This is a genomic window from Neobacillus niacini, from assembly GCF_031456445.1.
GTDB lineage: Bacteria > Bacillota > Bacilli > Bacillales > Cytobacillaceae > Neobacillus > Neobacillus niacini_I.
Genome location: NZ_JAVDUQ010000024.1, coordinates 51,770 through 65,850, shown reverse-complemented (window position 1 = coordinate 65,850; position 14,081 = coordinate 51,770). Strand labels below are relative to the sequence as shown.

Here is a 14,081-nt window from a genome sequence, read left to right as displayed (position 1 = left end):
AATATCCTTTACAGTACAAACAAAGTGACAGGCACCGCCCGTGGACAAATACTTAATTTTGTCCGCGTGGGGTGGATGTCTAACTAGAAATATAAAACATTGATTCCAATCACGGGAATATGATGAAGTAGGACGTGTTTTAGGGGGAAAAGGTTATGCCAATTGAGTGGAATGAAAAAGATGGAATCTTTCATTTATATAATAGTAAGGTCAGCTACCTAATCCAGATTGTTTATGGAAAGTATCCTGCCCATCTGTACTGGGGGAGGCGGGTGCAAACAAATCAGGCTTCAGCCATTCTCACTTTTAAGGGAAGAGCATTTTCCCCGTCTACAGAGCCGGATCATCCACAATTTTCACTAGACACTCTGCCGCAGGAATATCCGACGTTTGGGAATGGGGACTTCCGCACACCAGGCTATCAGCTCCAAACCGCTGATGGTTCCACGATTACAGAATTAGTCTATGACTCTCATGAAATTTTTCAAGGAAAGCGTCCTATAGAAGGATTGCCTGCTTCCTATGTAGAGGATGAATCTGAAGCTGAAACCCTAGTAATCACGTTGGTTGATTCCAAGCTTGGGATTGGGCTCCATCTCCAATACACAATTTATCAGGATTTCGAAGTCATCACGAGGTCGGTTGCCTTTGAGCATCTTGGTTCCCAAGACGTACAAATTCTAAAATGTATGAGTATGTCAGTCGATTTTCATCATGCTGATTGGGATTGGCTGCACCTCCACGGAACATGGGGGCGGGAGCGACATATCGAGCGAGAGCCGCTGCACCAAGGGACACAAATGATTTCGTCGGCAAGAGGGGCGAGTAGCCACCAGCATAATCCGTTTGTAGCATTGCTTTCAAAAAGTGCAGATGAGGAGCACGGAGATGTTTATGGTGTCAGCCTCATTTACAGCGGGAATTTTCAAGCCTCCATCGATGTGGACCCGTTTGAAACGGCAAGGCTTTCCATGGGCATCAATCCCTTTGATTTTTCATGGCTGCTGAAGCCGGGGGGATTTTTTCAAGCTCCTGAGGTGCTTATGGTTTATTCAAGTGAAGGTCTTGGCGGGATGTCGCGAACCTTTCATAAGTTTTTGAGAAAAAGAGTTTGCCGTGGTGTTTATCGTGATATAACAAGGCCAATCTTAATCAATAATTGGGAGGCTACTTATTTCAATTTTAATGAAAGAAAATTAAAAGAGATTGCTGATGCAGGAAAAGCATTAGGAATTGAACTGTTTGTTTTGGATGACGGTTGGTTTGGCAAACGCGAAAATGCAAAAAGCTCGCTCGGAGATTGGGTAGTTGATAAGAAAAAGCTTCCTAATGGGCTGGAAGGCTTATCGGAATATATCCGTAAAAAGGGGATGAAGTTTGGATTATGGGTAGAGCCGGAAATGGTTTCACCCGATAGTGACCTGTATCGAAAGCATCCGGATTGGTGCCTGCATGTACCTGGCAGGAACCGGACCCCGTCGAGAAATCAGTTAGTGCTGGATTTAAGCAGGGAGGAGGTGTGCGATTATCTAATCAATACCTTTACTGAAGTTTTCCAAAGTGCTCAAATCTCTTATGTTAAATGGGATATGAATCGCAATATGACGGAGGTGGGGTCTGCAGCACTGCCGCCCGAAAGGCAAAGGGAAACCGCTCACCGCTATATGCTGGGTCTTTATCGAATAGTAGATAAACTGACTGAACGTTTTCCGGATATATTATTTGAGAGTTGTTCCGGGGGCGGCGGCCGATTTGACCCGGGAATGCTCTATTATATGCCGCAAACATGGACAAGTGATAATACCGATGCCGCCGTACGTTTAAAAATCCAATATGGAACAAGCATAGTCTATCCCGCAGTCGTGATGGGTTCCCATGTTTCAGATGTTCCGAACCATCAAGTGGGCAGAACGACACCTCTGGTAATGAGATGCCACGTGGCGATGACGGGGAATTTGGGCTTTGAATTAAATATTGATAAACTGAGCGGCGATGATAAAAAATTGGTTGCCGAGCAGATCAAACAGTATCACAAAATCAAAGAGATCGTTTGTTTTGGGGACCTTTACCGGCTGATGAGCCCTTTTGCTGGCATGGATTCAGCCTGGATGTATGTGTCAGAGGATAAGGGAAAGGCAGTCTTGTTTTATTTTAAAACAATGGCTTCCCCAAACCCGCCCTTCCTGCGCTTGAAATTGCGTGGATTGGATAATGAAAAAATATACAGAATCAACAATGGGGGCAAAGATTATTTTGGCAGCGAACTTATGCAGATGGGGCTAAACCTGCCGCTGATTAAAAATGATTTCTCATCTTATTTATACTACTTAGAAGCACTACAGTGATCCCTTTCCTCTAATGTGCCCCCAAAATTTAACTAAACGTTTGATTAGTTCCAAAAAAGCCTTATACACCATGGCATTAAACGAATTTAATCAAACGTTTAATTAGTTTTTAACCGGATTTAATGTCCACTCCATGCGGACAAATCACGCGATGTGTCCACAGACGGTGCCTGTCCCTTTGCCCACAATTTTGCAATTGTTGGTTTTTAGAAAATTCCGTATAATAATTGTAGTTTTTCCACTCACTGAGACTGGAGTTGTTTTATGAGCAGATTAACCAAAACGGCTTATATTTTAGGCATTCTTTGTTTTCTAATCAGCTGCTCTTTTGCGATTTTTTATGGGTATAAAATTTTTACCCATGACCTGCTGAAAGCGAAGAAAACGGTTGAAAAGGGGCGATATCATTTTGTACTCGTTACGGAGGAGATGGATAACGAATACTGGCGGCTTGTCGAAAAAGGGGCAAAAGCTGCAGCTAAGCAATACGGGGTAGACCTCGAGTATGTTGGACCGAAACAGGCAAATATTGATGAGCATTTAAAAACAATTGAAATGGCAGCGGCCTCCAAGGTCGATGGAATCATGACCCAGGGTCTGAGCAACAAGCAGTTTACCCCGCTGATTAATCGTGTTGTCTCATCTTACGGAATTCCGGTCATCACAGTTGATACCGATACAACCAATAGTCATCGCATTGCCTATATCGGTACGGACAATTATCATGCAGGATACCTGGCAGGAAAAGCTCTTATTGCCGATACAAAGGGAAAAGCCAATGTGGCCATCATTACCGGGAATTTTTACGCCAATCATATGATTCAGCGGGTAAAAGGGTTTAAGGATGCAGTAAAAAATGTAAAAGGTATTCATATCGTAGCGATTGAAGAATCAAATATCAGCAGGATTCGAGCTGCGGAAAAAGCCTATCAAATTTTGCAGGAACACCCTGAGGTGAACGCCTTTTACGGGACAAGTGCCCTAGACGGAATCAGCATTGCAAAGGTAGTTGAATTGAAAAAGAAAGAAAATGACATTTATATTATCGGCTTTGACATCCTTCCGGAAACGATTGCAGATATTCGAAAGGGGACAATCAATGCAACCGTTGTCCAACATCCCTATGAGATGGGATATGGTTCCGTAAAAATGATGGTTGAGCTTATGGAGAAAAAACATATACCGCCGATTATTCATACGGAAACACAGGTAATTAGAAAGAAGGATTTGTCCGACTTACATCAGAACAGATTGGGGGCGGGCAAAAATGATCCTATTCCGAATTAGATCCAAACTATTGCTTTACTTTATCGTTCTGGTCGTTTTGTTAACCTCCATCGGTTTTTATTTTTATAATAGCAGTGAAAAACTGGTGGTAGAATACGATAATAGCTTTAAACAATTCCTCCTATTAAATGATATCTCTAAACGGACCAATCAAATTACCGAAAACCTGCATGCGTATATTTTGGATAAAGATGAACGGTATTTTGTGGACTATACAGCGAAAAAGTCAAAACTGCTTAAGGATCAAAAGAGTTTATATAATGAAATGAACACCAATGACATTGCCCTTGTAAATTATAAAAATATGATTGACAGTTTTTTGGAGGAATGCGATGCATCCATTCATTTTTTCCAAAAAGATGATATTAACCGCTATTCTGATCATTACAATGAAGCATTAAAGATTGCCTCATTTCTGCAAGAAAGCACACTATCATTGTTAAATAATAAACTCACAGATTATCAAAAATTTTATAGCGAAATTGAACGGCAAAACCATTACTACAAATTAATGGCAGTCTCCCTATTTGCGGCCACTTTCTTTCTAAGCACCTTACTTGCTTTATGGATTTCAGGTGGAATCACGAAGCCAATCCGCCAGCTCTCTAATGCGGCGAAAGAAATTTCGAAGGGAAATTTATCCGGGGAGGATATTAAAATTTCCACAAACGATGAATTAAAATTATTAACGGAAATGTTTAACCAAATGCGGATGAATATCCGGCAGCTGGTCATTGAAATTAAACAAAAGTCGGAATTGGACAAGCTCTTAAAAGAACTGGAATTAAAGAGCCTGCAAAATCAAATCAATCCCCATTTTCTTTTTAACACCTTGAACACCATCTCCAAAATGGCTTATTTAGAGGAAGCGGAAGAGACTACAAGGCTAATCGAAGCGGTTGCCGCATTGCTCCGATATAATCTTGGCGATTTAAATAAGGCATCCACACTTCGAGATGAAGTAAGGGTTGTGAAAGAATATTTTTATATCCAGCAAACAAGATTTGGGGAACGGATTCAATTTCAGGCAGATATTCAAGATGATTGCTTAGATATAGAAATACCAAGTTTAATTCTCCAGCCATTAGTTGAAAACGCCTTCATCCATGGGGTGGAGGAATATGAGGAAAATGCTGTGATCAGCTTAACGATTTATCGGCAAATTGACTGGATCTGCGTTGAAGTGAAGGATAACGGAGGAGGCATGGACGAGACAACCAAGAAAAGGCTTCATGAATATGTCCAAGGGATTGAAAAAGAAGATGTGTTTGAGCCAGAAAAATCGAAGGGCCACTCTACGGGTATTGGTGTAAAAAATGTCATTAAACGGATGCAGTTATTTTATCAACGGAACGATATTGTGGAAATTGAATCCGAATTAAAGAAAGGGACAATGTTTAGACTAGTCCTGCCTGATGAACGGAAAGGTGGAGGAGAACTTGCTTAAAATTCTACTTGTCGATGATGAAGCCCTTGAACGAAAAGCAATTGGAAAAATGATTCAAAAAGGCATGGAGGGTGTTGAAGTAATCGGTGAAGCCCCTAATGGGAGAAGGGCGGTAGAACTGGCAGTTGAACTCAAGCCTGACATAATTTTTATGGATATCAAAATGCCGGGAATGGATGGGGTGCAAGCTGTCAAGGAAATCAAAAAGCTGGGCCCGGTCATTAAATTCATCATGGTTTCGGCATTTAATACGTTTGAATATGCCAAAGAAGTCATGCAGCAAGGGGTTAAGGAGTATATTTTAAAGCCTAGCCGTAAACAAGATATTCTTGAAGCACTCGGGCGGGTGGCTGCCGAAATTCAGGAAGAACGAAAACAGAAAGAAGAACAGCAAAGTCTGCGGGAAAACCTAAACCGTGCCGTATCCATCGCACAAAAAGAATGGGTGTCTTCCCGTATTATTAATCAAGTTCAAGACATCACCTTTGAAGAATGGGGACAATTGTTAGGGGTGGAAATTACCACTGGCTATATCATGCTTTTTTCCTTGCACTCAAAGGGCCAAAAGGAATTTACCATCACCGAAAAACAAAAATGGTATACCTGGTTGAAGGAGGCCCTTCATTTGGTGGTAAAAAAGCAGGAATTCATGATTGGTCCATTAATAGAATCACAAGTGCCGGTATTGTTCCTTTGGAAAAAGACGAATGAAAAATTGCTGTTTAAATCGCTATCGCAGTATGTAATTGAAAGTATATTGTCCCTTTATCAAAAAGAGTCCTTTCATGCAGAATTACGAATTGGCGTCGGTCACCCTTATAACCATGCATATGAACTCAATAAATCCTATCATGAGGCTGTGATGGCATTGAACCACCTCATGAAAACTCCAAACCAAAAGTATTTGATTGGGGTAAAACAAACCGACACGCAAGAAAAGTCAACATTTGCTTCGGAGATCCTTGAGATGGAGAAAAAATTATTAGAAGCGGTTCGTCAAGGCGACGTCAATAAAGTATTATTTTTGTTTGATTCCTTTATCACAAAACATCAGTCAAGCTTAAAAATAGAGGCATCGGTGGTTAAAAAATCCTTTGATGAGCTTTTTATCTTGATTTCCCGTATGCTTCATGATTTAGGTGTGAATGTGGAAAGAACTCCTGTGGTCAATCAGTTAGAGGAGGTTGCGGTGATGCTTGAAACCGGAAAAGCACACCTGATATCCATTGTCCAATCCGTGCAACAATGGCGGACCAATCATGCGAAAGGAATGCTGCAAAAAGCAAAGGATTATATTGAATCAAATTATGCTGAGTCGATTACGTTAGAGTCGGTTGCTGAGTATGTCGAGTTAAGTCCATTTTATTTTAGCAAATTGTTTAAGGACCGGTTCGGGATGACGTTTATCGATTATCTAACGGATATCCGGATTAAAGAGGCGAAAACCCTCATGGAGGATCCGACGAAAAGCTTGAAGGAAATTTGCTATTCAATTGGTTATAAGGATCCCAATTATTTTAGCCGTGTGTTTAAAAAGCTCGCGGGCTCATCGCCATCAGAATTCCGTAAGGCGGTAATAAAAGAATAATAGCTTATAAGACCAATTCCGCTTTGGTCTTATTTTTTTTGGAATTTTCTTAAAAGCAAAATAGTCTAGATAATCACAAAATAGTGCTATTGTTTTGAACTATTTGAAAAGTAGGTCCCATGCTACCATAATTGTAAGGGTTTACACCAAATGTTGAAACCGGTTCCAATAACTTTATATAAAGGAGATTGATTCGATGTTTAATAATAAAAAAGGTTTACTCCTATCTTTATCCGTTGCTTCTAGCATTCTCTTAGCTACTGGCTGCAGCAGCTCAACCTCCGGGGATTCTGCAAGCGGCAAGAGCGGCGACCTTCCGGCTGTCGGTGCTACGATTTATAAGTTTGACGATAACTTCATGTCTTATGTGCGTCGCTCAATGGATGATAGCGCAAAAGGCAATGTGAAATTAATGTTGAATGACTCTCAAAATGACCAATCGAAACAAATTGAGCAAGTGGATACGCTGATTGCCAAAGGTGCAAAATCGCTGGCTATTAATCTGGTAGATCCAAAAGCAGCACAAACAATTATTGATAAAGCAAAGCCGAAAAACATTCCCGTTATCTTCTTTAACAAAGAGCCGGATGCCGCTGTATTGAAAGGCTATGACAAAGCTTATTACGTTGGTACAACTTCATCTGAATCAGGTGTCCTTCAAGGTGAATTAATTGCGAAGGCTTGGGAAGCAAACAAAGATAAATGGGACAAAAACCATGACGGCAAACTCCAATATGTTTTATTAAAAGGTGAGCCAGGGCACCCAGATGCTGAGGCTCGTACGAAATATGCGGTGGATACAATCAAGGAAAAGGGCATTCAAGTAGAACAGTTAGCGTTAGATACAGCGATGTGGGATGCAACAAAAGCGACTGAAAAAATGGACGCATGGTTAGCAAAATACAGTGACAAAATTGAATTCGTAATTGCTAACAACGATGGTATGGCATTAGGTGCGATTGCTTCACTTGAAAAAGCAGGTTACTTCACAGGCGACAAATTCATGCCGGTTGTAGGGGTTGACGCGATTCCAGAAGCACTTGAAATGATTGAAAAAGGAAAAATGGTTGGTACAATCTTGAACGATGCGAAAAACCAAGGGAAAGCCACGATTGACTTAGCTGCAAATGCTGCGAAAGGCAAAGATGTTTTAGATGGAACTAAGTGGAAGCTGGACGATTCAAAAGCAGTTCGTGTCCCTTACGTACAAATCACAAAGGATAACATCCAAGAAGGTAAAAATGCTTATAAGTAAGATTTTACTAATAAATCAGTTTCATAGAGGCAGCGCCTTAGTCCAGCCCTTTGGGGAGTGGCGCTCCTCGAACGAAGGAAAAGATAATGCTTTTCCTTCGTTCGGGGTTAGGCTTCCTTTTTCAGTGAAGCTGGACATTTTTTCATCCTTATTTTATTCCTGATGAAAGTTTCACCCTACGCGAGGAGGTTCGCTCATGTCAGAATCAAGTACTACTAATCTACTTGAAATGAATAATATAACAAAAAGATTTCCAGGGGTCATCGCGCTGCAAAATGTTTCCCTCAAAGTAAAAGCTGGATCCGTTCATGCCTTAATGGGTGAAAATGGCGCCGGAAAATCAACATTGATGAAATGTCTATTTGGGATTTACTCCATGGACGAAGGCAAGATTGTTTTTGACGGAAAAGAAGTGGCGTTTGCCAATTCCAAGCAAGCACTTGAAAACGGAGTTTCCATGGTTCACCAGGAGCTTAATCAAGTACGCCAGCAAAATCTCATGGATAATATTTGGCTAGGCCGCTATCCGAAAAAAGGCATTATCATTGATGAGAAGAAAATGTATGACGATACGCTTGCTATTTTTAAAAGTCTTGATATTAATCTAGATCCACGAAGCAAGGTCAGTGCCTTATCTGTTTCTGAAATGCAGATGGTGGAAATTGCAAAAGCCGTCTCCTACCACTCGAAAATCATTGTGATGGATGAACCAACTTCCTCCTTAACAGAGAATGAAGTAAATCATCTATTTAAAATTATTAGGAAGCTGCAAAGTGAAAATGTTGCCATCATCTATATATCGCACAAAATGGAAGAGATTTTAAAAATTTCTGATGAAGTAACGATCATGCGTGATGGACAGTATATCGCAACAAAAAGTGCCAAGGATTTAACCACCGATGAAATTATCAAGCTGATGGTTGGACGTGACCTCTCCCAGCGCTTCCCTACAAAAATCAATCAGCCGGGAGATATCATTCTGAAGGTGTCCGATTTAACAGCTGAAGCAGAAGGATCTTTTTCTGGCGTTAATTTTGAGCTTAGAAAAGGGGAGATTTTAGGAATTGCCGGCTTGGTTGGCTCGAAACGAACAGAAGTGATGGAATCGTTATTCGGGATGCGGTCCTTAAAATCAGGGACGATTGAAGTGAATGGGAAAGTGGTCCAAAATCCTTCTCCACAGCATGCCATCAAAAATGGCTTTGCGCTTGTTACCGAGGAAAGACGGACAACGGGGATCTATCCGGAGCTTAGTATCAGCTTTAATTCTATCATTTCGAACTTGAAGCAATATAAGACAAAAGGCTTGTTCCTGTCCGATAAAAAGGTTTTTGATGATACCAAATGGGTAATAGACTCGATGAAAGTTAAGACACCTTCGCAAAAGACCTCAATCGGCAGTTTATCAGGCGGAAATCAACAGAAGGTCATCATTGGCCGCTGGCTATTAACCAAACCTGATATCCTGTTGCTCGATGAACCTACGAGGGGAATTGACGTTGGCGCAAAGTTTGAGATTTACCAATTAATCAACCAATTAGCAGCTGAGGGAAAAGGAATCATAATGATTTCATCTGAAATGCCGGAGCTTTTAGGTACTACAGACCGAATTTTAGTCATGAGTAATGGAAAAGCAGCTGGAATCGTGGAAACGGCTACAACATCGCAAGAAGAAATCATGCGATTAGCAGCTTTGTATTAGGAGGGGATGCATATGAATAATCAGGCTACACAAAAAACTAGTGTATCTAAATGGCTTGTTAATAATGTAATCTATGTGTTTTTAATTCTATTAGTCGTGGGAATTGTCATTGCTTCTCCTGACTTTCTTTCCGTAACAAACTTAATAAATATTTTAAGCCAATCGTCTTCACGGATTATCATTGCTCTTGGAATGGCCGGAATTCTGATTACGGCTGGAACGGACTTATCGGCTGGACGGATGGTTGGACTGGCGGCTGTTGTGTCTGCCTCTCTTTTACAGGCTTCTGACTATGCATATAAAATGTATCCTCACCTGCATGAATTACCATTATTTGTGCCGATTTTAATTGCAATGGCCATCACTGGACTTATTGGAGTATTAAATGGTGTGATTGTTTCCAAATTCCATGTGCCGCCGTTCATAGCCACGTTAGGGATGATGATTGGTGTCTACGGGATCACATCCATCTACTTTGACCGTCCTCCATACGGTGCACAGCCAATCGGCGGATTAAGCCAAAAATTTACCACATTTGCGCAGCGTGGCACTCCTATAGGACAATACGAGATTCCATATCTAGTTCTTTATGCCATTATTGTTACAGCTATCATTTGGGTGGTTTGGAATAAAACAACACTTGGTAAAAACATGTACGCCATCGGGGGAAATCCTGAAGCCGCCAAGGTATCCGGGGTAAACGTTGCCAGAAACATTATTATCATTTATATGATTGCCGGTATTTTATACGGTTTTTCTGGAACGCTTGAAGCAGGACGTGTTGGTAGTGCCACCAACAATACAGGTAATATGTATGAGCTAGATGCAATTGCAGCCTGCGTTGTCGGCGGGGTTTCCTTATCTGGTGGGATTGGAACTGTTCCTGGTGTCATCACCGGGGTACTAATTTTCCAAATCATCAACTACGGTCTAGCATTCCTTGGAGTAAGCCCATACATCCAATTCATCGTTAAAGGCGCCATCATCATCGTCGCAGTCGCCTTCGACATGCGCAAACATGCAAAGAAAAAATAAAAACTTGTAAATACTAAATATCACAAAGCCTGGTTCTTGGTTGAGCTGGGCTTTTTATATTTTTTCAGAATTTCCCTTTCCTTTTGGAAGCAGATGGAATATAATACAAACTGTATTACGAATAATAGTACACTTAGTACAGATGGGGGTCTTTATGTTTGAGCTTGATATTCGAAGCCGTAAGCCCATTTATGAACAGCTTGTCGACAAAATGAAGGAATTGATTATGAATGAGGTGGTCAAACCTGATGAGCAGCTGCCATCAGTCCGGGCGCTTGCCACTGAACTATCCATCAATCCCAATACCATCCAGAAGGCTTATCGGGAGCTTGAGACCCAAGGTTTTATCTACTCTATAAAAGGCAAAGGAAGCTTTGTCAGTCCCAACAGCCAAGTGAGAGACAATGAGAAAATCACTGAGGTTAAAAAGGAGCTAGAAAAGCTAATTGTAGAGGCACTATACCTGGGTATCCAGGCAAGAGAAATCATCGAATTAATCGAAGAGTTAGACGCTGCAAAAGGGGGAGGCGAAAGCAATGATTGAAATGAAAAATGTCAGCAAAACATTTGATCGCTTTAAAGCGGTGGACCAAGTGGATCTTTCAATCCAAAAAGGATCCATATACGGGTTAATAGGATCCAATGGGGCGGGGAAAACAACCTTAATCAAGCTGCTTGCCGGTATTTATCACCAAGAGTCAGGCGAAATTACGGTGGAGGGTCAACCTGTATTTGAAAACATCAGCCTGAAGCAAAAGGTTTTTTACATACCAGATCAGCCGTATTTTTTATCCCATTATACAACCAAGCAAATGGCACGTTTTTATAAAAATATCTATCCAACCTGGAGCGAGGAGCGTTTTTATAATCTGGCTGAACTATTTGAAGTTAACCTTTCCAAGAAAATCCAAACGTTTTCAAAAGGCTGGCAAAGACAGATTGCTTTCATCCTTGCCCTTTCGACTAATCCTGAAATTCTCATTCTTGACGAGCCAATGGACGGTCTTGACCCAGTCGTAAGGAAAAAAGTGAAGAATCTGCTGATTCACGATGTGGCCGAAAGGGAAATGACTATTCTGATTTCGTCCCATAATCTTCGTGAAATTGAGGATATATGCGACCATATTGGCATTATCCATAAAGGAGAGCTCATCCTGCAAAAAGAGCTGGATGATTTGAAAGCCAATGTTCAAAAGGTTCAGGTGGCTTATAAGGATGGACTTCCGAAACACCTTCTAAAAAATCTTGACCTGCTCCATAAAGAAAAACGGGGCAGCATTTACTTGTTCATTATTAGAGGAGACGAGGACCAAATCGCCAAGCAAATCCGTCAGACGAATCCGGTCATTTTTGACCTGCTGCCGCTTACTCTCGAAGAAATCTTTATTTACGAAATGGGGGATATCGGCTATGCCATCAAAAATGTCATCGTTTAACAAAGAACTTATTTTGCAAATTTGCAGAAGCACGGGCTGGATTTCGATTGTTTATTTTCTTGGCTTACTGTTCGCCTTACCGCTGCAGCTGGTGTTGATGTATTCTTCGGAAGAAGAGAAAAAATTCTATTACAACAATACTCAAAGTCTGTTCCAAACTGATTTTGAGATTCAAATTGGATTAATGGTCATAATCCCTGTTTTGCTGGCGGTGTTTTTATTCCGCTTTTTACACGTGAAGCAGGCATCAGACCTAATGCACAGTATCCCTTTAAAGAGGGAAAAAATCTTTCATCATTATGCAATTACGGGAATCATCTTTTTGATTTTACCGGTTGCCGTCACATCTCTTTTGTTATTCATTATTTGCTTAAATCTTGATCTTACTACGATTTTTAGCACAACAGACATTTTCACCTGGGCAGGGACCACCATTTTATTTGATTTGCTTTTGTTTACTGCCGGTATGTTTATTGCGATGATGACAGGATTATCGGTAGTTCAGGCCGTGTTAACTTATATTTTTGTCTTGTTCCCAGTGGGGATTACTATATTAGTCTTCTCCAATTTAAAAATTTTGCTCTATGGGTTTCCGAGTGACTATCTTTTGAATCGCAATTTGGAGAATATGTCGCCCATCACGATGGCTGCCAGCTTTAATACGAAAACTCTTGACTGGAAATACGTTGTCATTTATTTGTTGTTTTCGATTTTACTCTACGGCCTTTCCCTGTTTTTTTATAAAAAAAGAAAATTGGAAGCTGCCTCTGAAGCAATCGCAATTGTCAATTTACGTTTAGTGTTCAAATATGGAGTAACGATTTGCGTCATGCTGCTTGGCGGAATGTATTTCACTGAGGTTCAGAATTATCAAAATTCAAACACAGGCTGGACCATCTTTGGTTATGTGATAGGGGCCGTGTTCGGCTATTTTATTGCGGAAATGGTTTTACAAAAAACATGGCGGGTATTTAGCCGCAAACGCTTAAAGGGACTGGTTATTTTTTTAGCGGTTACTGCTGTGTTTTTTTTAGGAGTTAAGACATTAGGAGTCTATGAAAAACGGGTACCGGAACAAAGCGAGATTCAAAACGTATTAATTACAGATAATCCTTATCTTTTTAATAATCAATATTCATCCGCTGAAAAGTTTTACGTGCCAAAACCCTTAAAGGAAGAAGGCAACATTGAGGCCATTAGAAAGCTGCATACGCAAATTATTGCAAACAAGAAGCTGAATAAAGAACATAAAGCGGGTCTGAGCGAAGTTTTATTTTTAAGATATAAATTGAAAAATGGCAAGTATGTAACCCGTGAGTACAGGGTGGATAAGCGGCTTTACAATGATTCATTTAAAACAATCAATGAATCTAAAGAATATAAGCTGGCGATGAATGAGATTTTTAATCTTGATGTAAGTAAAATCAGGGCCATTTATATCAGCAACAACACGCCCGGTGGAAGAGAACTCACTTTAGCAGATGAGAACGAAATCAAGGAAGCGATTTCCTTGTTGAAGTCTGATATTTTGGCAGAATCCTATGAGGACAGTGTATATTACCAGGAGCGGGGTTCAAGGATTGAAGTGGAGTTGGGGAAAGGAAGGACATTTTACCTTACCTTAAAGCCAACTTACGTGAATTTCCAAAAATGGTTAAAGAAAAAGAACCTGCTGGAAAAAGCAACGGTAACCCCTAAGGATATTTCAAAAATATTAGTTGTAAAGAGAGACCTCTCCCACGAATTTGATTCAGAGGAATCGATTCAACAGATGGAAAAGGATACAGATTCACTAAAAAGTACAAACAAGCTGCAAATTGAACTTGCACTACAAAGCGCCAGTGAACAGCTTCAAAAGGATTATGCGGTTGTTTTTTACTATAAGAAAGGTGACTATAAACAAGTTTTATTTTTTGATGAAGCACATGCGCCGGATTTTGTAAAAGAACATTTCAAATAATTGTGCTTATCTCATAAAGGGGGTGG

At 40.6% G+C, this 14,081-nt stretch carries 10 protein-coding genes; all 10 read left to right on the top strand.

Features of this window, described 5'->3' with window-relative positions; all coding sequences use genetic code 11:
• Positions 1 to 155 precede the first annotated feature (155 nt).
• The 10 genes from J2Y67_RS18200 to J2Y67_RS18155 all read left to right on the top strand — a co-directional run bounded on the left by J2Y67_RS18200 (position 156) and on the right by J2Y67_RS18155 (position 14,055).
• Entirely contained in the window at positions 156 to 2,345 is a 2,190-nt protein-coding gene (locus J2Y67_RS18200; protein WP_310176266.1) for an alpha-galactosidase, read from the top strand.
• A 264-nt stretch (positions 2,346 to 2,609) separates the two neighbouring features.
• Entirely contained in the window at positions 2,610 to 3,632 is a 1,023-nt protein-coding gene (locus tag J2Y67_RS18195) for a sugar-binding protein (protein WP_310176265.1), read from the top strand.
• Positions 3,613 to 5,079 (top strand): sensor histidine kinase, encoded by a 1,467-nt coding sequence (locus J2Y67_RS18190; protein ID WP_310176264.1) that lies wholly within the window; start codon positions 3,613 to 3,615, stop codon positions 5,077 to 5,079. The genes J2Y67_RS18195 and J2Y67_RS18190 overlap by 20 nt, the downstream gene beginning before the upstream one ends.
• Positions 5,072 to 6,667, top strand: coding sequence for a response regulator (locus J2Y67_RS18185; protein WP_310176263.1), 1,596 nt, complete (start codon positions 5,072 to 5,074; stop codon positions 6,665 to 6,667). The genes J2Y67_RS18190 and J2Y67_RS18185 overlap by 8 nt, the downstream gene beginning before the upstream one ends.
• A gap of 196 nt (positions 6,668 to 6,863) precedes the next feature.
• Positions 6,864 to 7,922, top strand: coding sequence for a galactose/glucose ABC transporter substrate-binding protein MglB (gene mglB / locus J2Y67_RS18180; protein WP_310176262.1), 1,059 nt, complete (start codon positions 6,864 to 6,866; stop codon positions 7,920 to 7,922).
• Between the two features lie 196 nt (positions 7,923 to 8,118).
• Positions 8,119 to 9,624, top strand: a complete 1,506-nt coding sequence (gene mglA / locus J2Y67_RS18175) for a galactose/methyl galactoside ABC transporter ATP-binding protein MglA (RefSeq protein WP_310176261.1) — start codon at positions 8,119 to 8,121, stop codon at positions 9,622 to 9,624.
• A gap of 12 nt (positions 9,625 to 9,636) precedes the next feature.
• Positions 9,637 to 10,659 carry a galactose/methyl galactoside ABC transporter permease MglC gene (gene mglC / locus J2Y67_RS18170; RefSeq protein ID WP_310176260.1) on the top strand — a complete coding sequence of 341 codons (1,023 nt, stop codon included), beginning with the start codon at positions 9,637 to 9,639 and terminating at the stop codon, positions 10,657 to 10,659.
• A 154-nt stretch (positions 10,660 to 10,813) separates the two neighbouring features.
• On the top strand, positions 10,814 to 11,203 hold the full coding sequence (locus J2Y67_RS18165) for a GntR family transcriptional regulator (protein WP_310176259.1): 390 nt from the start codon (positions 10,814 to 10,816) through the stop codon (positions 11,201 to 11,203).
• Complete coding sequence (locus tag J2Y67_RS18160) at positions 11,196 to 12,095, top strand: ABC transporter ATP-binding protein (RefSeq protein WP_310176258.1); 900 nt, start codon at positions 11,196 to 11,198, stop codon at positions 12,093 to 12,095. The genes J2Y67_RS18165 and J2Y67_RS18160 overlap by 8 nt, the downstream gene beginning before the upstream one ends.
• Positions 12,070 to 14,055: a DUF6449 domain-containing protein gene (locus tag J2Y67_RS18155; RefSeq protein ID WP_310176257.1), complete on the top strand. Its 1,986-nt coding sequence runs from the start codon at positions 12,070 to 12,072 to the stop codon at positions 14,053 to 14,055. The genes J2Y67_RS18160 and J2Y67_RS18155 overlap by 26 nt, the downstream gene beginning before the upstream one ends.
• Positions 14,056 to 14,081: the final 26 nt, after the last annotated feature.